The following is a 25,755-nucleotide window of genomic DNA, read 5'->3' on the forward strand; positions in this document are numbered from 1 at the left end:
AATTCATGTCACACAACTTATTAGATAATTCCGAATTTCTTGATCTTATTGACTGGCCCACTGTTGCGGCCAAAATCTATCAACATGCACACTTTGATTTTACAAAAGATTCAGTTCTTAAACAATTGAGTGCACTTGATCCAGGTGAGATTTTACAGAATTTTGATAATCTTGATTATCTCATTGCCAATTTTGATCTCGTAACTCAACTAAGATTAAACAATTTACTTTATATGCGCTCTGCGCTTTCAGATAATTTTACAGCTTTTGTTCAAAAGAGTAACGAACTCTCTTTGGCAGATATTAATCAGCTATGCCTTTGTTATGAACTTTACTCTGACTGTGTTAAACCTTTTGCGCAATGGTCATTTTTTGAACAATTCACTATTGAACAATCTAATAAAGACAAGATTCGCAATAAAATCATTTCTACATTCAGAAAATTTGTAACCAAAGATGGTAAAGAAGAGCTTGAAAAGCACCCTATGCTTAAAGAGCTATTCTCACAACTCAGAAAAACGGAAGAAACCCTAAGACAACAAGCAAGTCTCGGTCTACGCTCCGAAAGTTATGCTAAATCCCTTCAGTTTGAACAATTCGACATTGTCGCAGACAGATTTGTTTTACCAATTCGTTCAGATTCATTCAAAAGTGATTTTGGACCAATTATTGGTCGTTCGGCCTCCGGGAATACTTTATTTGTTGAACCTGCAAATCTTAGAAATCTCAATAATACCAGAATTGAGCTTACGGCAAAAATCGAGGGTGCAGTTTCTAAAATTTGTCGTGCCTATACAGAAGATATCCAGACATACTTTTTGGATTTTAAAAAATTTATCGACTTTGCTAAAATATTTGACCTTCTTTATACGAAAGCAGCTTTTTCATATTTCAACAATTATGTTCGTCCACAAATTAATGACAGCTTTGAATTTTCATTGCATGGAACTTTCCACCCTTTAATTCCAAATGCTGTTAAAAATGATGTTGTTCTTACTAAAGATAGACTTGGCATTGTAATTTCTGGACCGAACACAGGTGGGAAAACAGTTGCTTTAAAAACAGTAATTATATGTCACCTGTTTACACATATGGGTGTATTTTTACCTGCAACCGATGCATCGATATATCCAGTCAAAGAATTATATTTTTACAGTCATGATCAACAGGATTTAAATCAAGGACTAAGTTCCTTTGCTTCAGAGGCCAAGAACTATCTTGAATTACTTTCTACTATAGGTGATAACTCCCTAATCGTTATTGATGAAATTTTTAATTCAACAAGTTCAGAAGAAGCTTCAGCTTTAGCGCTTTCTTTTCTTGAAAAAATTCACGCAAAGAGTGATTCAAAAGTTGTTCTTTCAACTCACCACCAGTTATTTAAAACTCATATCCACTCTAATCCGATGTATATTTCGGCCTATGTTGGTTATGACATGGAAAAGCAAGGACCAACTTATAGGCTCTATGTCGGAGAACCTGGAAGTTCTATGGCATTGACGATTTTCGATAATCTTTCGCGAAAATATGGCGTTGAAACCGACATTTCAACTAATGCGCAAAAGATTCTTGATAAGAAACAACTATCCTACGAAAAACTCCTTGAAGAATTATCTAAAAAGAAGGCCTCGCTTGATAAACTTCTTATTGATAATGAAGGGCTAAATAAAGAACTCAAGAATCAAAAAAAATCGATGGAAGGAATTCTTCACTTAGAAAAAGAGCGCCTTGTTTTAATCTACGAAAAGAAAATTAAAAAGCTTGTTACTCAAGCAGAAGACCTAAAAGAGCGAGCTAAAAAAGGCGAATTTAATATTGGTAGAAAATTTGCCGCCGATTCACACTCTGTACTCAGCGGAATTCATCATTTAAAAGATGAGCTTTACGAAAAACATGATAATAGACCTCAGACCAAGGCCCTTGATCTTTCAAAATTAAAGATTGGTCAAAAGATATATTCGGCAAAGTTAAAACGAAACGTTGAACTTGTTAGTATCAATACGAGAAAACATGAACTCCAAGTTAAAAATGGTAATCTAAAAATTTGGTTACCTGCCAATACATTTGAAGATCTTGTTCAAAAGCAAGATAAAGCTCCACCAAAGCGTGAAGTTCATATCAATATAGAAAGAACAACTTCAGGACAAATCGAAATAGATTGTCGTGGGATGAGACTTGAAGAATTTCAACGTAAGGCCGAAACATCTATCAATGAAGTCATCAGTGGAGATATTCCTTTCTTAACTATTGTTCATGGACATGGTGATGGCATTTTAAAAAAATGGCTTCGTAAATATCTTTCTGAGCAAGTTGAGCTTAGATATGAAAACATAGATGGAAATGATGGTTGTACAAGAGTTTATTTAAAGAACTAAAAAATTTCTTTTCCAACTCTTGATAATCTCAACTTAAATTCCTGTCCACTAAATGGAAGGACCATTGAGAACCAAACATAAATGGCCTTCCCTTTAATATAGCTCTCTGGAACAAATCCCCAAAATCGAGAGTCATGTGAAAAATCCCTATTATCACCCATTACAAAATAAGTACCTTCGGGAATAATCGTTTTATCGTAGAAATTTGTGTAATAATTATCACTATCTTGTTGAATAATATGTGAATGATCTCCAATTTGTGACTTGAAAAATTTCAAATTATATACTTTAAAATTCTCGTCCATATCTGACAAAAAATCTGCTCCCGAGATTTCTTCAGTCTTCAATTGGTTACCATTTACGTAAATGATTTTATCTTTAATTTCAATTTCATCACCAGGCAAACCGATGACTCTTTTTACGTAATTTGTTGAAGTGTCTTTTGGAAATTTAAAGACAATGACATCGCCCCTATTTGGTCTTTCTTTACCAAATAGAACAATGGGATCAAAATTAATATCAAAGAATGTGAAATCAGAAAAAGGAAGTTTGAATCCGTAACTGAATTTATTAACGAGAATAAAGTCGCCGATCATAAGTGTCGGAATCATTGATCCAGATGGTATTCTGAACGGTTCGAAGAATGAGCTTCTAAACACTAAAATAATAAAGACTATCAATGAGATAGTCTTTATTTCTTTCTTTATGGCCTCTTTACGAGACAGATTAGAATTTTGGCCTTCTTCCATGATTTAATTTGAAGTAAGAGATGCGATCTCATTTAATGGTGATACTGTCTTATAATAGTATTCAATGATCTTTTCAGCAAGAAGAGTACTTTTGATATACCATTTCTTCTGGTTCACAATCATTACACAGATAGAGATACCTTTGTCTTTTGCACCTTTATAATTTGGCTTAGCAAATACAGATACCCAATCTCTTTTCCCTTCAGGTATTCCTCCAGTAATAGAACCAGTTTTCGCCCCTACAGCTAAATCTCTTCTCAATTTATAAGGAAGACCTCTTTCTAAACGTCTCGCCGTCCCTCTTTTAACTGTATACTCCATCAACTCTTCAATATATTGTGCTGATTCTTGAGTGAAGACTTCTTTTTTTCTAATCGTATTATTCCAAACAACTTCATTTTTTTCGTCAGTACTTGAAATATCGAGAACAAGTCTTGGGTAAATTAATGTCCCCTCATTAGCAACAACTGAAGCTAACACTGCACCATGAATAGGACTAATTAGAGTATCTTTATTAAATCCTGAAGCAAGCTCAGCTAAATGATAATCACTATGGGCATGAAGAAATCTAGATTTCGATAGATTCACATCAACCATTAGATCTTCATTAAAGCCAAATCGTTCGGCCATTTGAAATAAATCTTCCGAACTAATATTGTTAATTGCGGCCTTACCAAAAACAACATTATTAGAGTGAGCAAAGGCGCTTTTCAAATCTTGAGTTCTTGTCCAACGCGATTCTTTGTTTTTCAATTGGTATTTATAAAGAGTCGTTCCTTTGCCTCGGTATTTAAAACGACTATCTTCAGTAATTGAGCCATTATCAAGCAAGCTCGCAGAAGTAACGATCTTAAATAAACTTGCTGAAGGATGTGTGCTTGTAAAAGCGAGAACATCATTTGCTTGATTATTTTGTCTCTGATGACCAATGGCCGAAAGAATATTCCCATTGTTATTATCAATAACAACAACAGCAGTATAATCGGGTCTATACCTTTTTAATAATTTTCTGATGTGATCTGTGAGATCTTGGTTTACAGAATAATTGATGGAGTAGCTATTCCCGTCAACATTAAGCTTCTCTGGAAAGTTCACAACTCCAGGCTTAAACGCATCATCAATTACGTTTCTCAATTCCGTTTGAAATTCCACTCGCTCTTCTAGCTCGGCAGTCTTTTGATAGGATTCCAAACTAAACACAAACGCAACGAGAGCTACAACACCCAGCGCAATAACTAGTAGTTTATTTTTTAATACCTTCATAGGTATTTATTATGCCTTAAATCCCTTCCCAATGACAAAAAATTCTTTGCTCACTGATCTAGTAGACTTAGGTTTAAGAAAAGAGAACTCATCAAACAATTTCTTTTGGTCTTTGAGGTACTGTTGGGCCTTATTTGAATCGAAAACCTTAATTACAAGGTTACCACCAGGTCTTAAAAATTGCGGAGCATGGTGAAAAACCATTTCGACAAGATTCAAACTTCTATCTTGATCGACTGATTTAATCCCTGTTGTATTTGGCGCCATATCTGAGAGCATGACATCAAACTGTTTTTGAACTTCAAGCTCTGCTAGGTCTTTGATATCAAATACGTCTTTTTCAAAAACTTTTACATTTTTAATGTGCATTAGTTTTCTATTCACTTCTTTAATATCACAACCAACAACTAAACCTTCTGGGCCAATTTTTTGACAAGTATATTGAATCCATGATCCTGGAAAATATCCTAAATCGATAACTTGATCGCCAAGTTGTAGGATTTTGTACTTTTGATCAATTTCTTCTAATTTATAAATACTTCTCGCAAGAAAATTGTCCTGCTTCGCTTTTTTAAAATAGTAGTCTTTAACTTTAAAAGTCATCTTAATCCTTAACTTAGTGCAATATTCAAGTTGCTCGTATTAATAGCATACTTCTTCATTTTTGCAATGAGTGTGGTCTTATTTAGCTGTAAATAACGGGATGTTTGATTTACTCGCCCTAAATTTGCACGCAATCCACGTCTAATGAGCTCTTCTTCAAATTTATCCATCTGCTCATGGTATGTTGTAATAATTTCATTACTTGCATCCTCCACATTTCCATACCTTAGCTCATACCATCGCTTAACATGGATAGCATTAATAAGAGAGCTCTCACTCTGATAAAGTAAATTCTCAATGCAATTATTAAATTCACGAAAATTTCCACGCCAAGGTACTTTGAGTAATTCTTCAATTGCACTATGGGAGAAGACTTTTGAGCATCTTTGCACCTCTTCATTTTTCGCCAAAATCTCTCTTATTAGAGAACTAGTTAAAATTTCTCTAAGAGGTGGTAGCTTTTTAAAAAAGACATTAATTCTAAAATATAAATCCTCTCTGAACTCACCTTTTTTCACCAAAGTTAGAAGGTCTTCATTCGTAGCAAAAACTAGTCTTCCTCTAAATGGTCGAGAGACTGCTGATCCAACGGGATAAAATATCTTTTCTTCAATCAAAGTTAGAAGTTTCGCTTGTGATGACAAAGACAAAGAACCAATTTCATCAATGAACAATGTTCCCTTTCCCACTTGTTCAGCAAATCCAATTTTATCATTAACTGCACTTGTGAACGCGCCTTTCTTATGGCCAAACAACTCACTTTCAAACAAAGAAGCACTTAGAGAAGCTACATTTAACTGAATGAATGCACTGTTCTTATGGATTGATTGGTTATGTAAATTGCGAGCGTAGACGCTCTTTCCAACACCAGTCTCACCAGCAATCATAATATTTTTTCCATTTTCAAAAGGACGCAATAATTCATTCATAAGAACCTCCGAGGTCCTTATGAACGATATATGCTTAATATTCAAAAGAATGATTTATTCGTGAAGTGAATTTTTCACAATTGAATTATAAATTCTCTCTTTATATTCTGGACGACACCACAGAAGATCACCTTGGATTCTTTTTTCAAAACCAAGTTCAACTTCCTCACCTCTATGATAGAGCCTTAGACCACGCTGCTTACAAATAGTCGTTCCCGCTTTAATATCCCAGATGTTTTTTGAAGATCTAGAATAGACAAAATCACATGCCCCAGCAGCAAGTAAACCTAGCTTAAATGCAATACTACCGCGTGGTAAAATTTCAATATCTGCACATTGAAATTTGTCATATACACCGTTTTTAAATTCACTTCTCGATACAAAACCTAACAACTTACTCGATAAGAAGTTTGCATTTTTCATCAATTGCTGATCGTCACTTCTAATATCAAAACCCGTAAAGGGGTTATAAATCCAGGCCCACTCACTTTTTTCAGTATGGATAGAAAGTGAAACTGCACACTCACCGATCCCCTTGGCCAATTCTCTAGTTCCATCTACAGGATCGATTATAAGACATGGTCTATCTAGTGACTGTTGTGATTCTTCACTAAAGTAATTTAGGCCCATATCTTTTGCGACTTCATAAATAAGATCAGAGATGTAAAGGTCAACCTCTGTGACCAAACTTCTGTCTTCTTTTAAAAACTTTTCAATACTGTGCTGTGCCCAATTAATTGACGCGACTTTAAGTTGAATGTTCTCTTTAATTTTATCTATGACACTATTCTCTATTTTCAAATTACACATCCGGTCAAAAAGAAATCCTGATAAAATTTCTCACTTTTTCTAAAATTCTTTTACTTTTTCAGTTGACTCTCAAAATCTATCAACAAAAATGGCAAAGTTATTCACAAGCTGGTGTAAAAACGTCACCTTTTTGACTCCACCCAAATTGATGTTAATTTTTTTATTATTTCAACACTTTATCGCGATAGGCTAAAATTTTTTGCTTAACGCTTCTTGCTATTAAAAATTTTTTTAACAAAAATCTTCAAGTTATTCACAAATCTATCAAAATAAAACTTGAAAAATCAAATTTCCTTACAGTTCACATTCTTTATAGATTTCTTAACAAATTCCTAACAACTTTTCAGAGAGTATGAGTCACTGCCCATGAAATTTCATGGTAGCGATTGTCGATCGACATTCTACCAACTTTTAGTCTTCTGTAGACAACAGTTGGACATCCCCATCGTTGGCCACTGAAAAAGCTGTTACAAGATCGTCCTGACTAAATAAGTTAGTCACTAAGCGAATCTCGCCAGTTTCAGGGTCTACGTAAGCAAAGGGAGTCTCAGAGGCTTCAGCTTTATTTAGCTGAAGTTCGTGACAGAAGTCATCGTAAAGGGATTTTGTTATATTGGACTTAAACAGACGAACTCCTTTTCAACTGTTTCGTCTGTTTAAGTTTATCATGAATAGAAAATTTAGGAATTGAAAATTCTAAGGATAATTTTGATCCTTCCTTCAATATGCGAATCAAGTAAGCATACGAGAATATAGGCCAGATAGATCATATTTCTTGAGCTTCTTAGTCGGCTAATCGACTGAAAGAGAAATTCAAGAGGAATTACACTCATAAGGGCAACTGGCCACATAAGACCAAAAGCTCTGAAATTATCTGTTTGAAAAAAGAGACTAACAACGGCAATAAATAGGAGAGAGATTGCAACCTCGCCAAACTTGTCCTCGTCGATTTTAAAGTCTCTTACAGCCTTGATCTTATTTGGTACTAGCTTTTGTAAACCAAAGATCAGAACAGCGAAAATTGAAAGCGAGAAGAATGCTTTACGTTCAAGAACAGACCATAGCTCCGAAAGATTTAATCCAAAGTTCCACATGTGAGTCATCTTAGTACCCGACATTAAAAATGCGAGCAGTGCCATAGAAAGACCAAAACTAGCATAGCGAAGCATTTGTCTACGATACCAATGAGTTTTCTTGGCCGAGAATAAATAATACAAGGCCACTGTTTGAAATACTGCAAGGATAATATTTATTGGATTTATCAACACGCCCCAAAAATTCACGAGACCAACGAAAAGACCACTTCTATAGGTTGAGCTTTTTGTAGACCACATTAGGGCCCAAATCCAAAGTAGGGGAAATGTTGAATCAAGAGCAATCCCAACATCGCTGGCCAAGATTTTTGTTACGGACCAAGACGACACTAGAGCAAACGTTCCAAGCAACGAGAGTCTACGCGAAACGAAATAGCGTAGGGTAGAATAGAAGATGAAAACAAACATCACAAAGAATGAAAAATAAAAGTGTAAAGACCAGGCCGTCTTAAAGAGCTCAGGATACTTTTTAAAAGGGAAATAGTTCACTGTGAGGAAGTTCCACACAAGCGGGGAGACGGTCTCACTTGGATCAAAAAAGAGCTTTAAAGCACCAATAGAATTGAGCCTTGTGAACTCGGGAATAGAGACTGCTACCATCGTAAAGATAAGAATCAGTAGCGTTTTTTCAAAGCGATCAAGATATTTGAATTCATTAAAGTTTGTTGTAACCGACTCTTGAATAATTTTTCCTCTCGTAGGCCAGCTATAAAAGAGTCCAAGAATCGCCCAAGTTACCCAGAAGGTATTGTTAATCCACTTATCTGGTAGAAAATTTAGAGCATTGAAGTAAAAGATAAAAAAGAACATTCCAAGATGGATTCTATAAATAATTCTGTCCAAACTCGAGTTCACACGAAAATAGATTTTCAACCTATGATCAATCTCTTTACCTAGTAAGAAGTATTGGGCCGTAATAAACCCCATATAACAGATCATCATTACTATCTGAGACATACGATCAAGCTCTAAACTCTTCTGTGTCCATACAGGAAAGAGTAAAAAAATAGAGTACGTAAGTGCTCGATATAAAAAGAATTTCGATTTTTGGACAACAATACTTGAGTTATCTTCTAAAGTTTTCACCACAATTCCCGACAAGATTAGTACAACAACAAAATCCCAGAATATTTTCTCGAATCGGCCGGTCACCCAACCGGCCTTTTTTTATTTTAAAGAATTATCAGTAACATTCATAGAATTATCAGTAAAACCCGAGTGAGGGGTTCAACTATTTTACTGTGAAATTCCTGCCCCTACCAACTGGCTCATTGCAACATTTACTCCGTATGCTATTCTATTGATAGCGCCAACCGAGATTAGGATGATTTCGGAATTGCCCTCACGGAGGAACTTTGGGTATTGCTTTTGGTTCAATAAATTCAGGTCTACCAAAAGACATTGTTCAGCAGATCATGGCCGCTGAAAAGATTCCATTGAAAAATATGGAAACAAAAAAAGGCAAAATCTCTGACAAGAAATCACTCGTTAGCGAGCTTACACAGCTCGTGGAAAATCTTCGTGGCTCAGTAACTAAAAATGGAAATGCAAGATCCCTGAGAGAACTAAAAGTCGACTATAACGATGACATTGTTAATATCTCAGCGGATAAAAATATCGCACAACCAGCTTCGTATCAATTCGAAGTTGTTCAACTGGCACAAAAATCTTCTGCAATGTCTTCTGGCTTCGCAGACAAAGATGAAAGTTATATAGGTGTAGGATATATTCAATATACTCTTCCAAATGGCGACAACAGAGAAATCTATGTTGACTCCGACAACTCTTCATTAACAAAAGTAGCTAAACTTATAAATAAAGATTCCCAAAGTGGATTAAGAGCAAGTGTGATTAATGACGGTAGTGGTTCAGATACACCTTGGCGTCTGATTTTAAGTTTGGAAAAAACAGGGGACGAGAACCTTGCAGAATTTCCATACTTCTACTTTGTTGATGGTGAAGATGATTTCTTTATCGAGTTTGAACGAGAGGCCCAAGACGCGAAAGTAAAGCTCGATGGGTTTGATATTGAGCTTCCTGAAAATAAAACATCTGATCTTATTCCTGGAATAAATATTGACCTTAAAAAGGCCAAGCCGGGTGAAGAGTTCACGATATCAGTTAAAGAAGATACTGATGCCATTTCATCAAAAATTAAAGATCTCGTAGATCAACTCAACTCTGTTTTCAAATTTGTTCGCGATCAAAACACCATGGATGAAAACACTGATACGACTAGAACTCTAGGTGGAGACATCATGCTCCAAAACCTTGAATCACGTCTTAGAAGTACGATCTTTAGTAGTGTTGAGACGAAATTTGGTAATTTCAGATTCGGTGACCTTGGAGCAACTTTCCAAAAAGATGGATCACTTCAATTTGACGACAAAACATTTAAATCGAAGCTTGATGAAAATTACGAAATGGTTGCTCAAGTTTTAACAGGTTGGATACGAGAAGACGGCGTCAAATCTGCAGGATTCGTAGACAAACTATCGGACACCGTAAGCTCTATGCTTCGTTTCCCTGATGGACTTCTACAATCAAGAAAACGCTCTTTAGATAGCAATATAGATCAAATTGATCGTCGTATTGCTCAAAAAGAAAGACTACTACAACAGAAAGAACAAAATTTGAAAGATAAGTTTGCACGTTTAGAAGGAACAATTTCAAGAATTAAAGGACAAGGTGCCGGAGTTGCGGCGATTGGTGGTGGCGCTGCCGATCCAGTTGCACAACTTGGGTAACCTAGGCTAGGAGGAAGATTATGAACTATGGATTAGGTGCTTACAAAAAAACATCTGTTCATACAGCAAGTAAAGAGCAAATTTTATTAATGCTTTATCAAGCTGCAATTAAAAACTGCAAGAAGGCGATGGAAGCTATCGAGCAAAGAGATATTGCAAAGAAAGGCGAGTACATTGGGAAGTTACAAGATATCGTAATTGAACTCAATAATAGCCTAGATTTCGATATCGGTGGAAATATCTCTCAAGAGTTATCCTCACTTTATGATTTCATTCTCTTCTCTAGTACTCAGGCCAACATCAAAATCGATAGAGAGCCACTAGAAGGATGCTTAAATGTTCTGACTACTCTTTATGAAGGTTGGAGTGAGGCCATTAAGCAACTTAAGAAAGAAACAAAATAATTTAAAGAGGTAGTCATGAACGACAAACTTGCACAACTTATCATGAGACATATTGACCTTATTGATGGGGCCAATCGTCTAACAAATAGTATTCTAAACGCCGCCAAAAAAGGTGACGTCGATACCTTAGTAAATGACTCAGATAATAGAGATCGTTTAATTTCAGTTTTAGATCGTTTTCAAAAATTTGTAGAAGAAGAAATTGGAAATATCAAATCAAATGAAGTTTCGAAAGAGCTCGTTGATATTCTAAAGACTTGGTCTTATGAAGTATCAGCTTGGGCCTCTAAAACTGATGAAATTGATCAACAAACACTTCAACTTCTAGAAGCACAAAAAGAAGAAACGACAAAAGAAATTGCTACAATCTTCAAGTCAAGACAACAGTTCAGCGGTTATAACCTAAATAACCTAAAAAAATAGTCAACCATAGGGGTGTAGCTTTTACTACATCCCTACTAATATCTCCATTTCAGAATTGACAAAAATGCCGAGGCATGAGGAAATATAAGGGTAGTAGACCTTAATGAATGAGGTCACCAAACCAGCTTAAAACCTTATGGAAGAGGTAATAGTGGGTCAGAAATTTCCTTATCTATATTACCATCTATTTATCCTTCCATAGCTTAATGGGGTCAAGAATGAATCTTAATCAGATTAAGACTTATGAAATTAAAACTGCCAAAACAGGTGAGAAAGTTCCTGTAGTAAACGAAGTACACCTACATTCGATTTACAATCCAATGAAAGAAGCAGAATCAATTGCTTCGAAACACCTTAACAACATCAAGGCGAAAAAGAATATTCTTATTCTAGGTCTTGGATTTGGATATCACGTTCAAGAGATCGTTAGAATCGCAAGAGAAAGTCACGGCGATAACTTTAAAGTTATTGTTATCGAGCCAAATCTAAAAGTAACTAATGATGCAAGAGAGCTTAATTTAGTAAATGAAGATGATGTTATTATTTACGCTGGTGAAGATGTAAATTCACTTTATCAAGATTCAGAGCTTGTAGATTTTCTAACAAACAAGCCAACCATTATCGCTCACCCATCGTCATTTAGCTTGTACCAGACTTATTTCAAAGGCTTCTTATCTTTCGAGGCCAAAAGTGATTCAGAGACGACTATGGGTGTAATTCAAAATGAAGAATTTTACAATTACCTAAAAGATTTTGGCTCTTTCGATTCGATTGAATCGCTTATTGACGGAACAATTTTAAATCAAACAGTTTTAAAAGATGAAAAAGATCATTTGATGTTAGCTTATAGACATCTTATGCTCTCTGATTTCTAAGAGGATTCAATGAAGAATATTCTAATTGTAAATTTAAAGAGATTTGGTGACATACTAACAACAGCAAACTTGGTTAACTCATATATCTGTGAGAATCCAAAAAACAAAGTTTCACTTCTCATTTTTAAAGAATTTGAAAGAGCGGCGAAAAACATTGCTAACGTTGACCAAATTTTCACTATTGATAGAGAAAAGTTTTTAACTCTTCATAAGAACAAAATCTTCTCAGATGCATTTTCTCTAAATACATTAATAAACAATCTTTCTGATATTAAATCGACTGATTGGGACGTTGTTTTTAACTATTCAAACGACAGAGTTAGCACACATTTGTGCTCATTCTTCAAAAATAATGCCGCAAGCACTGTTGGAATTTCATTCAACAATACTTGTTCGATTGAATACAGTTCAGAGTGGGATATTATTTTTAATGATGTCATTACATCATACAAATACTCACCGATTAATTTCATCGACACCTACCACAAGATGGCGAACTTAACTAAGGCCAAAAGAAGTGCTGTTTTAAGAACAAATGAAGTTCACAATAAATCAGCAGTTACTAACTTTGGCCAAATTAGAAAGTCTGCAGATGGTGAAAGTAGAAAAATAATTGGTGTTCAACTAACAGCTTCGACTTCAAGAAAAGAATTAGAAAGAGAAAAATTAATCACTCTTATCGACACAATTGCTTCTGATGATCGTTTTGTTCCAGTTCTACTTCTTGCCCCAACTGATACTGAAAGATCAATCTTAAAAGAAGTAAACGGAGAATTTAACAATTCATTAATTTCGATTGAGGCAGATTTTCTGGCCCTAAATTCTGTATTAATGAATATTGACCTCCTTGTTACTCCTGATACCGCTTGTAAGCATGCTGCGGACTTACTTGGTACACCAACTATCGAAATTTCATTAGGCGAGTCACCCCTGTTCAAACAAGGTGTAACCAACGAAGATAGTTTAATTTACACTAATGACGTTTCGACAAGATCATTCAGTATTAAGGAGTGCTCTAAACAAGAGCAAAACAATATGATCACAGCGGAAGATATTTTTGCTGGAATTGAATATCTACTCGAAGGTAAGAATATTGAAAGACTAAGTGATGGCGTTACGATTTATCATCCCGTATCAGATAAGCTTGGTTCACGCTACAGTTGGTTTGCTGGAGAGCTTAACGAGAAGATTGAAATCAACAGACACATCGGTAGACAATTCATTAACAACTTCTTTGGTCTGGGTGAAGATTTAAGCATCTATGCGGATGTTGGTCGTTATTCAAAAGATGGTATCGCGTCATGGTTAAACACTGAAAAATCAGTTTTAACGGAATTCACTAAAGATCTTTTAGGTGCACTGAGATCCCTAACTGGAAATGGTAGCTCTAGAAAGAATGAATTTATCCATAATCTTGGAACACTTTTGTCATACTGTGAGTATGACGGGATTAATGCTATTCCAGCAATCATCTTTAGAGCAAGAGTTGAGGCCCTAAACACAAGTAATATTGATCACAGTACAAAAGAAATCGAGGGTCTACTCTACGAACTAAAGGGTGATCTTCAAAAGCTTCACAAGACATTTAAGTCGTTCGAAGAATTTATATTTAACAAAGGCAAAGAAGACAGGATTACTGCAAGAAAAGAAAGTACATCTATGCCATAAAACCAAGGATGGTTTATGAGTAACAACTTCAAGGATGAGGTTATGACGGCCATTGAGGAAGTAAAAAACTCTCTGGTTAAGGATAAGGAAATATCTGACAAGCAGATGGAAATTCTACTGCTTACTTCTCTATTAGAGGAGGAGTCTCAATGAATGCTGAAAAGATTGAGACTCCAGAGCTCCCACAGAAAAAAAGAATGACGATTCTCCAGTTAAATAGAATTGGAGATATTGTTCAAACAGCTCAGATGGTTCGTCTTCTTAAAGAAGAGCATGGTGATATTGAAATAGCATTAGTTGCAAGAAAGCAATTTGCTAATCCTGTGCGTTTCCTTCTCGATGGGCTATTTGATGATGTTTTTATAATTGATACAGATGAAATTTTTAGAAACACTTCTCCACTAACACTCTCAGGTGTTAGAAAGAAACTCTCTAAATTCATTGCTCATGTTAATGCAAAACCTAGCCATGTAAGCATTAATTTAACATTTAGCAAAAGTTCCAATTATCTTCATTCGCTTATTAATTCGACACATAAAGTTGGTCCTTATTATAACAAGCAGGCAGAAGTTAAAATTGAAGACAAATGGAGTCAATATCTCTACGCCACAGTGATGCGTGGAGACATGAATCCTTTCAATTTAGTTGACTTGTTCAAGTCAATTGTTGGCGTCAAGGCCAAAGCTAAAAACAATACAGAGAAGTTAAAAACTAAAGATACTATTCTAATCCATCCTTTCGCTTCTCAAGATAGAAAGAAATGGAAATCGAATAAGTGGACAGAAGTTATTTATAAAACTCTGAAAGAGAATTCAGAAGTAAAGATCCATATTGTTGGTGCTAACAACGATGTAGAAGCAACAAATGAGATTCTAACGAACCCAATTCTTAATTCATATAAAAATAGAATCGTTTCACACGTTGGTTCAAAAAAGATGGAAGAAGTCTTTGAACTTATGAATGATAAAACACTCTTTGTTGGTCATGATTCTGTAATAAGTCACCTCGCGGCCACAAAAGGCGTTCAATCTTTGACTATCGCACTAGGAAACGCCAGAGTATTAGAAACTGCACCGTATAGTGCAAACAACTATATTCTATCGCCTAAAACAAAATGTTATCCGTGTTTTCCAGATCAAGAATGTAATTTCTATCAATGCCACTCTGATATTCCTTATCAAGTTGTAAATTTTTGTATTGATAAACTTGTTAAAGGCCAAGAGATTAACGAGAAAGAACTTGTATCTGAAGCTTCACACTTCTTAACAAGTAGTGTGGACATCTTTAAAACAGAGTTCTCTACACAAGGTCTTTTGACTCTAAATCCTGTTATTTCTTCTGGCCTAAATTCTAAAGAAGCAATTCGTGGCTTTTATAGACTCGGATGGCTATTCAATTTAAGTGAAATTGAAGAAGGTGCAGACTTCCCAACCCTTACGGCCAACTGTCAAAATGAACTAAAGACAGACTTGAGTGGAATTAAACATGCGTTCGAGCTTTGTGAATTTGGAAAGAAGTACTCTCGCTATATTCTAGAAGAGATTTCTTCAGCAACTCCATCTTTAGAACAAATCAAAGCACATTCTGAAAAGATTGATGAAATTGACGGTCTACTGACTATAGTAAAAAACACATTTCCAAGATTGGCCCCGATTGTGGATTATCTCATTGTTGCTAAGGGAAATCTCTTTGGAAACAATATAGTTCAACTCTCAGAATCAGCATTTCTTACATACAACGAAGGCGCAAACCTTTTTAGTGTAATTTATGATCTAATCGAAAAAACACTTAAAGAAGCAAATAAAAACATTAAAACATCGACAAAGGATTTGCGATGACCTCAGTATCAATCAATAAGATTCAAATCAACACACAACTACCGCAAGAATGTACTGTATACGATGCCATGGACTATATTCTTGAACACCATGCAAGCAATGAGCAAGTAATTGCCTCAATTAGTGTTAATGGAAAAGAACTTGATGCTCATGAGGAGAATCAATGTTTAACAATGAATCTTTACTCATTTAGCAGCATCGATTTCAACCTAAAATCTTCAATTGAAATGGCCTACATGTCTCTAGATTCTTGTGTCGGCTATATTGATAATGTTATCGACAAGATTCATGAAACTTTAGGTCTGTACAATGAAAATAAAGTGAATGAAGCGAATGCATTATTTTCTGATGTTATCGAAGTTATGGATCTTTTTATCCAATTAATGTCACGAATCCATAAAACAATCAGAAGATATCACCCGCAATTTTTTCAAGAAAACAGAACCTTACAACAGCTTGAGATTCACCTACTTTCTGTCATGAAGGCACTTGTTCCTGCAAAAGAAAAAAACGATATCATCATGTTATCGGACTTGCTAGAGTATGAACTAATAGATAACCTAACTCAGTGGAAGATAAAAGCAATCCCAGAACTGAAAAAGACACAAGAAGTATAGAGAGCAGAGGTCACGACCTCAGCTCTCACTCATTGCTTGAATTTGAAATTAGAAAATTCAAAAAAAACCTAAAAAGCAATCAATCTAATCTAAAGCAAAATGACCGCAATCTTTTCTTGAATCAAATTAAGAATGAAAGCGGTTTTATTGCTGATATAGATCTCCCATTGAAAGACTTAGTGAAGACTCTTGATAAAATAAAGAGGACGTCTTCACTGAAAGAACTTTTAACAACTTTACACTCTTCAAATATTTTTAGAGGTATCAATAAAGTTCAATATCTCATCCACAGATTAGGTAGTACGTCATGTGAAAGTATTTCTGTTGATGACTCAGGGGCACACTCAAAGAAAGTGCCGATTGATAAGTTTAATTCTCTTTTCACTGCTGTTTTAAAAAGTAAAACAAAGCTATTCGATCAAGGTCATTTTCTCTCCGATATTATTGAAACAAATGGCTACTTCATTGCAGAGTCTCTTCGACTAAAAGGCTCTAATCTTATCATTTTGCTCTCGAATAATTCTTTCCTCCCACCAGAGGTGACTGAATTTAGAAAATTACATTTTATTTCTAAGATAATGCAGGAAAACTTTGAGGCCCATATTTTCAAAGACAGTATGGCAAATCGAAAGCTTTTGGCCCATGAACTGATTAACAACTTAAGTTTAAAAATCTCAATTGATAAAGATAGTACTGAAGAGATATTCAAACAAGAAATAGATGGTCACATTATCACCATTCAAAATTCGAATACTGATAGTGCCACGACAATTTATCATCACGAAAGAATTTCATTGTTAGGTGAGCTTCTAAATACTCTTCAACATGAATTAAGTAATCCATTGTTTGGATTAAATCTTTCAACATCAATGTTATTGATGGAGGAATTTAATGAGGATGCAATCTCTACAATTAAGGACATATCATCTTCAATAAAACGATGCGAAGTTATTATTAAAAACTTCTCTCACCTCTACAAAGATGAAACCACAAATTCTAAATTTAATCTTATTTCACTTATCAAAGAGACACTTGTACTTGCCAAAAGTGAGTCTAAGCATATTTTGAAAAATCTAATCTTCGATGACAAATTGGCCGATCTCGAAATTGTTAGCAATCCGACGTGGTTATCTCAAATTTTATTCAATCTCGTTATAAACAGTTCTCAAGCATTAAATGCTTCATCAATTGAAAAGAAACGCATTGATATTGAAGTACTGGAAGTTGATGATGCAATTGAAATTTTCATTAAGGACAACGGACCAGGTATTGGGCCCGAGTTAGCTAAGGAAATTTTCAAACCCTTCTATACAACAAAAAAAACAGGAACTGGTCTTGGTCTTGCGATATGTCAAAATCTGGCCAAAAAGCTTGGAAGTAAGTTAGAATTAACCGACTCAAGCAATGGTGCTTGCTTTAAATTAAGCATTCCAAATGAAAAAAATTCTACTCATTGAAGATGAGCCACTAATTCAAAAATCATTACAAAAACTCCTTGAAAAAAGAGGAGCAAGGGTCTGTGTGGAAAGCACTGGCAAGACCGCAATTGAGAAGATACTAAAGAACGAATATGATACTATTATATGTGATCTCATGCTCCAGGATATAACAGGCTTTGATGTCATCGAAGAATCTAAAAAAAGATATTCGCTAAATGAAATAGCAGTTAAATTTATAATTATTACTGCCTACACAAGTGATCAAACACTACAAAAGGCAAGCAATTATGGTTGCAGAGTCCTAGGAAAGCCGTTTGATAATATAAACGATGCTTTGAATATTTTCATGGGAGAAAATTAGATGTCGTCCAAAATCAAAAATGTTGCTGTCATCATTAAGCCCAAGGTCATTGGTGAGCTTGCGACGATATTACCAAATTTAACAGAATGGCTTCATAGAAAAAAAGTAAATGTCGCTTTTTCCATTAACGATCAAGATCGAATAAAAAAAATATATAAAGCTCAGCTTAAAAATGTTTCATTTCTTGATTTTGAAAATCTCCTTAAATCGAGTGACTTAGTCATCACCCTTGGGGGAGACGGTACTTTCATTGGTGTTGCAAGAAAGTGTAATAAAGATGCTCCTCCTATTTTTGGTGTAAATATGGGAAGACTTGGATTTATTACAGAATTTTCTAAGCATGAGTTTTATGAATCTTTGGCCCAAACTCTTGAAGGCAAATTTGAAACTCTAAAACTTAATCTTTTCCAAGTTCAAGTTTTCAAAAAAGAAAAATCATTATTTAAAGGTCATTTTCTAAATGACGCTGTAGTGAATAAGAATGATATATCTCGCATGTTTACATTGGCGGTAGAGAGCGAAGATGAAAATATCTACAACCTTGCAGGAGATGGCCTAATTATCAGTTCTCCAATTGGATCAACTGCATACTCATTGGCCGCTGGTGGACCAATAATTCATCCATCTGTTGGAAGTATGGCACTAACTCCAATTTGTGCTCATAGTTTAACCCATAGACCTATGGTTATTTCCGATCGCTCTAAGATTTTTGTCAGACCCCTTCAAGAAAGTGGTGTCATTACTCTTACTCTAGATGGACAGGAAGCATACGATCTAAAACCGGGTGAAAGAATTCAAATTACGAGAAGCTCTCGTTTTGTAACTTTAGTAAAAAACCCAGAACGAACATATTACCATACTTTAAAAGAAAAATTTAAACACGGAAGAAGAGATGCCTAAACAAGCAAAACTCCTACTTAATTCACTTTCGATAAAAAACTTTGCAACTTTTGAAGATCAAACGATTCATTTTGATAATTGTTTCAATTCTATTATCGGAGAAACCGGATCAGGAAAAAGTTTAATCCTAGAAGCGATACAACTAATTTTAGGAGCGAGATCAGATAAGAAGATTGTTAGAAAAGGCAGCGACTTTGCAACAATCGAAGCAACATTCGATGGTTTAGATACTCATTCTAAAAAATATTTTGATAAATTAGGTTTTCCGACTGAAGATCAAATAGTTGTAAAGCGCATTATTTATTCAACTGGAAAATCAAAATCATTTTTAAACTTCGAAACCTGCTCGCTAAGTATTTTACAGCAAGTTTCTAAATATTTTGTTGATCTTGTCGGACAGTTTGAAAATCAAAAATTGCTTTCGACTGACTATCAACTACAATTACTCGACTCTTACATTGGAAATGACAATATTGTAGGTGAGTTCAACTATCTCTTTGAAAAATATAATTCTCTAATCAAAAAAAGAGACTCTCTTCAAGATCAAGAAAAGAATCGTCTACAGAGAGAAGACTTCCTTAAATATCAAATTGCCGAAATCTTAAATCTTGACCCATCAGTTGAAGAAGAAAAAGAACTTCTTAAAAAGAAAGAATCCATCGTCAATTTTGAAAAAAATCATAAAAGTCTCATCGCGATCAACGATCTTCTATGTGAAGGAGAGATTAACATTTCCGACTTGATTTCAAGATGTAAGTCATTCGCTCATAATCTCGATGAAAAGTTCTACAACGCTTTCGAAGAAATTAGCGGTCTTGTTGAGCAAACTTCATATGATGTCTCTAAGGAATTATCAGCAGACCAGAGCGAAGAAGATATAGATTCAATTATGGAAAAATTGGATCAATATCAAAAACTAAAACGCAAGTACGGCAATTCAATAGAAAGCACACTTGAATATCTTTCTCAATATCAAATAGAATTGGCACAGATTCATGAATTCGAAGCATCACTTGATAAGATAAATGCAGATATCGAAGAGACAAAGAATAAGGCCTATAATCTTGCCAAGGTTCTACATTCACAAAGAGTTACTGGTGCAAGTAAACTTAGCAAAGAGCTAACTACAAGCGTGCGCTCTTTGATGATGAAAGGTGCAACATTTAAAATTAAATGTAATGAAACAAGTGATTTGACTGCTTCTGGAATAACTTCTCTTGAATTCAATGCCGAAACAAACCCTGGTGAAGGATTTCATAATATTAAAGATATTGCTTCAGGAGGAGAACTATCTCGAATTCTCTTATCGCTTAGAAAAATTCTCTCTACTAATGATTCAATTTCCGTGTTTCTTTTCGATGAAATTGACACAGGTGTAGGTGGTGAGACAGCAATGGCCATCGGTAAAGCACTTGCCGAAGTGGCCTCGAAATCGCAAGTCATTGCGATTACACACCTTCCGCAAATTGCCTTCTTTTCAGATAAACTTATCCACGTTTCTAAGAAAACAGAGAATAAGAGAACATTTAGTTGTGTTGAGGAGATTACAGGAAATAGTAAGAAGCAATTTATTGCTTCGATGACACCGATTTCATTAAGCTAAATTTACAAAATCAATTTGCCCGTCGTCTGAAATCTTTAGAAAGGATTTTTCAAGGCGGGCATATCCCACATTCAAATAGCGAGCTTCTTCAAAAGTATAATCATCTTTAACATGACTATGGCCACATATGAGAATATCTACAGGCTTTCTTTTAATTTCTCTTCTAAAGCTCTCACGAAATTTTTCCATAACATTTTTATCGTCACGGATCTCATACTTTTTCTGATTACGATTACGACTTTTATTTGATGCTCTCGTTCCAATGAAATTCAAAAGGGAAAAAGGCATTATATAATTTGCAACAAACTTCATAAAAGGATTGTTAACGACTCTTTTATAGGCCTTATAACTCGGATTATCTATTTCAATATCATCCCCATGACTGACATGAATTTTCTTGCCTGATATTTCTGTGAACAATGGGCCCTGATAGATTCTAATTAAATCTTCAGAAACATTATTAAGCTTACAGAATCTTTTAAATAACTTTCTAAGATGAAAGTCATGATTTCCTTCAAAAAAATGTATTTTTACGCCTTTAGAAGTAGATTCCTTCAATTGATTAAAAAAATCTGAATATAAAGAAAGATATTCAACATGGTCACCAATCATCAGGTCAAAAATATCTCCGACAAGAAAAATTTCATCGCCTTCTTTTGCATTAGTTTTTGCAAAGAAATCTTTGAGAAGAAGACAACCAAAATCATTTGGTTCTTTTACGTGAATATCTGAAATGAAATAAAAGCTCATTACAAATCATTTAACATTTTTAAGCTAGATATTGCAATCTTTTCAATCTCAGTCTTTAAAATATTGCTCTTATCTGTAAACATAAATGAGACTCTATACGCACCATACATATATTTTTCAAATTTATAAGGTGGCATAAATTCTGTTTTGACGATTTTGGCCTTTAACTTATAAGCATTGGCCACAAAAGATATTTCAACCTCAAGCTCTTGTCCCTCTTTCCACTTCAAATAAGGAAGCTCCATTGTACCCAAAACGATCGAGAATCCACCGAGACTAATATCAACGCATTCAAACTTCTTACCTGCAAAATTGGCCTTTACAGGAAATAATGGTTCAAATCTTGGATTATCTCTTCTTTCGAATTTTCTAATTTTTTCAGGGAGTGTGACAATAAGATGAGGTGCTTGGAATGATATGAGATCTGATTCGAAGGCCGTTTTTTGATTTTCAAAATAGAATTTTAATTTTCCTGATCCGCTTATTAAACTGTTGAGAACTTCCGCATGTCTACTTTCAACTTCGAATTGTAATTGAGCTCTTTGAGTGGATGTGGATCTCAGAGTTACTGGAACTTTAATTAAATTTCCGTCTCTGAGATCCCAGACATAAGTCTCACCACGTGCACTAATGATCTCATTCAACAATCCTTTTTTTACCACTTCCGCATTCTCCAATTCCGTAAAGCCTTTTTCATAAAACCTCCCCACTAAAGTCAACCGGACGATGTGAGGAGGTAAAATGGGCTTTGTGGAATAAGCATACATTGCCTAAATGCTCATTCCGACTTTGAAAGGAGTGGGAAGACTAATCTTCCCAAACCTTTTATAACTTTAACTTTATCTTTTAATTAACCAACAAGTCTTAGTGCTGAGTTAGGGATTGCGTTAGCTTGAGCTAAAGTTGCAATACCAGAACTCTTGATTACGTTGTTTGAAGCAAGTTTTGCAGACTCTTGAGCAACGTCTACGTCCTCAATAACTGATCTTGCACTCTCTTGGTTCAGTGCCTGAACTTCAAGGTTAGATACAGTAGATTCAAGTCTTGATTGGATTGAACCTAGATTTGCTCTATACCCTGATACTTTTTCAATAGCACCATCAATTGTTTCCATTGCATCAAGTGCGCCACCTTTTTCAGAGATAGATACACCACCAACCCCGATACTGTCTGAAGTTGCATTTGTTTCAGAGGCATCGAAAGTAATTCTGTTCTGTTCTCCTGCAAAGGCACCAACTTGAATATCTTTTGAATCACCCTCACCATTTAAAAGATTCGAACCGTTAAATGTTGTTGATTGTGCAATACGATCAACCTCAGATGTTAACTGTTGAAATTCTTTATCAAGGAACCCTCTTTCAGTATCACCAACAGTGTCTGATGATGCTTGAACAGTTAGTTCTCTTAATCTTGTAAGAATGTTTGATGTTTCATTTAGTCCCCCTTCTGCTGTTTGCACAAGTGAGATACCGTCATTAGCATTTCGAGTCGCTTGTCTTAGACCTCTAGTTTGAGCTTCTAAGTTTTTCCCGATCGCTAGACCTGCAGCATCGTCTGCTGCTTTTGTAATTCTTTTACCACTTGATAATTTCTCTAGAGAGTCATTACCAGTTGATGATACTTCTCTTAAGTTCTTTTGAACTGTTTGTGAAGCAATGTTAGTAGCAATTCTTAGTCCCATGTGTAACTCCTTTCAAAAGTTAATAAAGCCATTTTTTTGTTTCCGACTTCTTTTGTCAGACACAAACCATATCGCCGTACTCGGGTAAGAACTTTAGTCTTTTGCTCTGTTATTAAAAAAAAAGTTAATCGAAATGTGTAAAAACAATAACTTAAACATGATTTTTTTTGGCACAGCAATTGAAGAGAGTATCCTGATTTCAGGTGCTTTATAGGTAAATAATCTATTTGGAATTTTGAGTTGGCCTAAATCTTGAACTAGTAAATAAAAAGGGCCTCACGAATGAGGCCCTGGAGTGTTTGTTTGTTGAATTCGAATGGTTGATTCACTATCCGACTAATCTTAGAGCACCTTGAGAAGACTGGTTAGCTTGCGCTAGTACCGAAGTTGCAGAGTTAGAAAGAATGTTTGTTCTCGCCATTTCTGCTGTCTCTACAGCTACATCAGTATCTCTAATTCTTGAATTCGCAGCTGAAAGGTTTTCAGTTGATACTTCAAGGTTATTGATAGTCGACTGTAGTCTATTCTGAAGGGCACCTAGGTTTGCTCTGTTACCTGAAATTTTAGAAATCGCTGAATCTAAAGTTTCTAGGTTAGTTTGAGCTCCCTCTTTTGATGCTACAGAGAGACCTTCAAGTCCAATATCCGCTACTCTCGCACTAGAATCCTGTGGCTGATAAGAGATTCTGTCATTACCTTCATTGTTTTGAATTCCGATTTGAAAGTCTAGAGTATCACCCTCACCACTTAGCAAATCTTTTCCGTTAAATTTAGTTGAAGTAGCAATTCTATCAACTTCTTTAACTAGAGATTGGAATTCCAAATCTGTAAATCCTCTTTCTGTGTCTCCAACTGTATCAGATGCAGATTGTACAGAAAGCTCTCTTAATCTAACTAGGATGTTTGATACTTCGTTTAATCCACCTTCTGCTGTTTGGATCATCGAAATACCATCACCAGCGTTTCTTGTTGCTTGTCTAGTTGATCTGATATCTGCTTTTAGTTTCTCAGAGATCGCTAGACCAGCAGCATCGTCTCCAGCTTTATTAATTCTTTGTCCTGAAGACAATTTTTGAAAAACGTTATCCTGCGAGTTTTTTACTTGTCCCAAGTTTCTTTGCGCAGCTAATGATTGTACGTTAGTGTTAATTCTTAAACCCATTTTAATCTCCTCGAATCACCAAACCTCCTTGTGTCAGTTAATTACAAACAACCTTGTCTGTAACTGTTACAACAACGCTTAGGATCCCCATCCTAAGCAATAACCTCTACGGATACTCAGTAATATACTTGAGCAATATTTCAGGTAAAAACCCTGTTTTTTCACATATTTATAATGGAGTAAAGTGGTCTACTTTCTTGTTATTTTACTAAGGATTTAACAGTATCAATGAGTTGTTCACGATTACTAATTTTTAAATCTAAAATTGAATTCTTGAACGCTTCACTAAGGAATACAAATTTTTCAGAAATTATTTTTCTAGCGTGAATATCTATGTTCACAGGAATATCTTCACTGCATTTTGCAATCACTACTTTGTGACCAAGTTTTAATGAAGCTGCTAAATATAATGGAAACTCACTTAAACAATCATCAGGGATAACAGTTACAAAATCATCTTTCGTAACTGCTAATGTATAGAGATCAATTTTTTTGTCTTGAATGAGGATTGATTTTTTGAAAATCAATTTTTTCCTTGAACGCTTTTGATGATACCTGATGTAGAGTAGCCGTCTTTGAAGATTAGACTCTTAACTTCTCCACCCTTAGCAAGAACGATATCATGACCAACAATTGATTCTACGGCCCAATCACCGCCTTTAACAAGGACATCTGGTTGAACATCATTAATCAAATTATACGGAGTATCTTCTTCAAAAATTTCAACAAAATCTACGGCCTTTAAATTCTCAAGGACGTACTTTCTATCTTCTTCTTTGTTAATAGGTCTATTTTCTCCTTTAAGTCTTCTAACAGAGTTATCAGAATTTAGACCTAAAAATAAAACATCCCCTTGCTTCTTTGCTTCATTCAAATAAAGGACATGCCCAGAATGTAGAATATCAAAACAGCCATTAGTAAAAACGACTTTCTTACCTTTGTTTTTTTCTAAAAACTCTTGAGCAGACTTCGATAAATTAGTCATTCAAGATTACCCTTGTATCTGAAAGCTTCCCACTGAAGTCGAGAAGAGCTGGAAGTCCAATAAGCAATGTACTGATCATTGAAACAATTGCTCTTATCAGAGTTGCTTTGAAAGTAAGAGAACGGTCAGCACTATCAACTTTCACACCCAATAAAATCTTACCTGGTGTTTGTGCTAAATCTAGAATTGAAAAATAACTCACATAAAGAATAGAAAAGAGGACGCCAAAAATGGCCATGTCACTTACTTTCATTTGTGTCATAAATTCAGCAAAGGAGATATTAACTGTAAAAATGAATGAGAAAGTTAGTAGACCCATAAGAGCTGCTATACAGGCAAAATCAACTACCCATGAGGCAAATACTTTTGAAATCGGTGCTAATACAGTTTTTTTAGTTTCAGTAATAACGACTTTTTCTTTTTGCTTCATTTGATTAGATTGAGCGGTAGGACGTTGACCGTAAAAAGCTTGTAGCTCT

Annotated in this window: 26 protein-coding genes; 13 read left to right on the forward strand and 13 right to left on the reverse strand. The window is 35.1% G+C overall.

Translation table 11 applies throughout. From position 1 onward, the window contains the following. Positions 1-2,375 (forward strand): endonuclease MutS2 (locus tag M899_RS14595; protein ID WP_155897231.1); only part of this gene is annotated, 2,375 nt, incomplete at its 5' end. Here the strand turns inward: M899_RS14595 and lepB are convergent. The 6 genes from lepB to M899_RS14625 all read right to left on the reverse strand — a co-directional run bounded on the left by lepB (position 2,372) and on the right by M899_RS14625 (position 8,909). Continuing rightward, positions 2,372-3,124 (reverse strand): signal peptidase I, encoded by a 753-nt coding sequence (gene lepB / locus M899_RS14600; RefSeq protein ID WP_021272274.1) that lies wholly within the window; start codon positions 3,122-3,124, stop codon positions 2,372-2,374. The two genes, M899_RS14595 and lepB, sit on opposite strands and share 4 nt — an antisense overlap. Before the next feature lie 3 nt (positions 3,125-3,127). Beyond that, positions 3,128-4,387 carry a penicillin-binding transpeptidase domain-containing protein gene (locus tag M899_RS14605; protein WP_021272255.1) on the reverse strand — a complete coding sequence of 420 codons (1,260 nt, stop codon included), beginning with the start codon at positions 4,385-4,387 and terminating at the stop codon, positions 3,128-3,130. A 9-nt stretch (positions 4,388-4,396) separates the two neighbouring features. Continuing rightward, entirely contained in the window at positions 4,397-4,990 is a 594-nt protein-coding gene (locus tag M899_RS14610; protein WP_021272270.1) for an SAM-dependent methyltransferase, read from the reverse strand. Positions 4,991-4,998: 8 nt separating this feature from the next. Further along, on the reverse strand, positions 4,999-5,919 hold the full coding sequence (locus M899_RS14615; protein ID WP_021272271.1) for a sigma 54-interacting transcriptional regulator: 921 nt from the start codon (positions 5,917-5,919) through the stop codon (positions 4,999-5,001). A 54-nt stretch (positions 5,920-5,973) separates the two neighbouring features. Further along, positions 5,974-6,720: an inositol monophosphatase family protein gene (locus M899_RS14620; protein WP_196801778.1), complete on the reverse strand. Its 747-nt coding sequence runs from the start codon at positions 6,718-6,720 to the stop codon at positions 5,974-5,976. A 689-nt stretch (positions 6,721-7,409) separates the two neighbouring features. Continuing rightward, positions 7,410-8,909 carry a hypothetical protein gene (locus tag M899_RS14625; protein WP_021272261.1) on the reverse strand — a complete coding sequence of 500 codons (1,500 nt, stop codon included), beginning with the start codon at positions 8,907-8,909 and terminating at the stop codon, positions 7,410-7,412. Between the two features lie 269 nt (positions 8,910-9,178). Between M899_RS14625 and fliD the strand changes: the two genes are divergently transcribed. The 12 genes from fliD to M899_RS14680 all read left to right on the forward strand — a co-directional run bounded on the left by fliD (position 9,179) and on the right by M899_RS14680 (position 20,698). Beyond that, positions 9,179-10,570: a flagellar filament capping protein FliD gene (gene fliD, locus M899_RS14630; RefSeq protein ID WP_021272256.1), complete on the forward strand. Its 1,392-nt coding sequence runs from the start codon at positions 9,179-9,181 to the stop codon at positions 10,568-10,570. A gap of 20 nt (positions 10,571-10,590) precedes the next feature. Continuing rightward, complete coding sequence (fliS, locus tag M899_RS14635; RefSeq protein WP_021272278.1) at positions 10,591-10,974, forward strand: flagellar export chaperone FliS; 384 nt, start codon at positions 10,591-10,593, stop codon at positions 10,972-10,974. A gap of 15 nt (positions 10,975-10,989) precedes the next feature. Continuing rightward, positions 10,990-11,397, forward strand: coding sequence for a hypothetical protein (locus M899_RS14640; RefSeq protein WP_021272275.1), 408 nt, complete (start codon positions 10,990-10,992; stop codon positions 11,395-11,397). A gap of 218 nt (positions 11,398-11,615) precedes the next feature. Further along, the gene (locus tag M899_RS14645; protein ID WP_021272259.1) at positions 11,616-12,272 is read left to right on the forward strand and encodes a hypothetical protein; all 657 of its coding nucleotides are present in this window, start codon (positions 11,616-11,618) and stop codon (positions 12,270-12,272) included. 9 nt (positions 12,273-12,281) lie between these two features. Further along, entirely contained in the window at positions 12,282-13,940 is a 1,659-nt protein-coding gene (locus M899_RS14650) for a glycosyltransferase family 9 protein (RefSeq protein ID WP_021272273.1), read from the forward strand. A 15-nt stretch (positions 13,941-13,955) separates the two neighbouring features. After that, positions 13,956-14,093: a hypothetical protein gene (locus M899_RS18455; RefSeq protein WP_021272263.1), complete on the forward strand. Its 138-nt coding sequence runs from the start codon at positions 13,956-13,958 to the stop codon at positions 14,091-14,093. Next, the gene (locus M899_RS14655) at positions 14,090-15,778 is read left to right on the forward strand and encodes a glycosyltransferase family 9 protein (RefSeq protein WP_021272272.1); all 1,689 of its coding nucleotides are present in this window, start codon (positions 14,090-14,092) and stop codon (positions 15,776-15,778) included. Before M899_RS18455 ends, M899_RS14655 begins: the two co-directional genes overlap by 4 nt. Then, positions 15,775-16,395 (forward strand): hypothetical protein, encoded by a 621-nt coding sequence (locus M899_RS14660; protein ID WP_021272264.1) that lies wholly within the window; start codon positions 15,775-15,777, stop codon positions 16,393-16,395. Before M899_RS14655 ends, M899_RS14660 begins: the two co-directional genes overlap by 4 nt. Then, positions 16,347-17,852 (forward strand): sensor histidine kinase, encoded by a 1,506-nt coding sequence (locus M899_RS14665; protein WP_021272268.1) that lies wholly within the window; start codon positions 16,347-16,349, stop codon positions 17,850-17,852. Before M899_RS14660 ends, M899_RS14665 begins: the two co-directional genes overlap by 49 nt. Further along, positions 17,830-18,195, forward strand: a complete 366-nt coding sequence (locus M899_RS14670) for a response regulator (RefSeq protein ID WP_021272254.1) — start codon at positions 17,830-17,832, stop codon at positions 18,193-18,195. The genes M899_RS14665 and M899_RS14670 overlap by 23 nt, the downstream gene beginning before the upstream one ends. Beyond that, positions 18,196-19,095, forward strand: a complete 900-nt coding sequence (locus tag M899_RS14675) for an NAD(+)/NADH kinase (protein ID WP_021272258.1) — start codon at positions 18,196-18,198, stop codon at positions 19,093-19,095. Continuing rightward, positions 19,088-20,698 carry a DNA repair protein RecN gene (locus M899_RS14680; protein ID WP_021272267.1) on the forward strand — a complete coding sequence of 537 codons (1,611 nt, stop codon included), beginning with the start codon at positions 19,088-19,090 and terminating at the stop codon, positions 20,696-20,698. Before M899_RS14675 ends, M899_RS14680 begins: the two co-directional genes overlap by 8 nt. Here M899_RS14680 and M899_RS14685 read toward each other — a convergent pair. From M899_RS14685 to M899_RS14715, 7 genes are all read right to left on the reverse strand, one after another. Beyond that, on the reverse strand, positions 20,690-21,448 hold the full coding sequence (locus tag M899_RS14685) for a UDP-2,3-diacylglucosamine diphosphatase (RefSeq protein WP_021272265.1): 759 nt from the start codon (positions 21,446-21,448) through the stop codon (positions 20,690-20,692). The genes M899_RS14680 and M899_RS14685 overlap by 9 nt on opposite strands. Continuing rightward, a complete protein-coding gene (locus tag M899_RS14690) occupies positions 21,448-22,110 on the reverse strand; it encodes a PilZ domain-containing protein (RefSeq protein WP_021272260.1) in 663 nt (220 codons plus the stop codon). The genes M899_RS14685 and M899_RS14690 overlap by 1 nt, the downstream gene beginning before the upstream one ends. A gap of 188 nt (positions 22,111-22,298) precedes the next feature. Beyond that, entirely contained in the window at positions 22,299-23,129 is an 831-nt protein-coding gene (locus tag M899_RS14695; RefSeq protein WP_021272253.1) for a flagellin N-terminal helical domain-containing protein, read from the reverse strand. Between the two features lie 328 nt (positions 23,130-23,457). Further along, entirely contained in the window at positions 23,458-24,291 is an 834-nt protein-coding gene (locus tag M899_RS14700; RefSeq protein WP_021272266.1) for a flagellin N-terminal helical domain-containing protein, read from the reverse strand. Between the two features lie 200 nt (positions 24,292-24,491). Then, entirely contained in the window at positions 24,492-24,818 is a 327-nt protein-coding gene (locus tag M899_RS14705; protein ID WP_021272277.1) for a hypothetical protein, read from the reverse strand. Then, entirely contained in the window at positions 24,815-25,276 is a 462-nt protein-coding gene (gene rfaE2 / locus M899_RS14710; RefSeq protein ID WP_021272276.1) for a D-glycero-beta-D-manno-heptose 1-phosphate adenylyltransferase, read from the reverse strand. Before rfaE2 ends, M899_RS14705 begins: the two co-directional genes overlap by 4 nt. Continuing rightward, positions 25,269-25,755: RDD family protein (locus tag M899_RS14715; protein ID WP_231370285.1), on the reverse strand; the 487-nt coding region annotated here is incomplete at its 5' end. The genes rfaE2 and M899_RS14715, both read right to left, overlap by 8 nt.

Source organism: Bacteriovorax sp. BSW11_IV (assembly GCF_000447755.1).
Lineage (GTDB): Bacteria > Bdellovibrionota > Bacteriovoracia > Bacteriovoracales > Bacteriovoracaceae > BSW11-IV.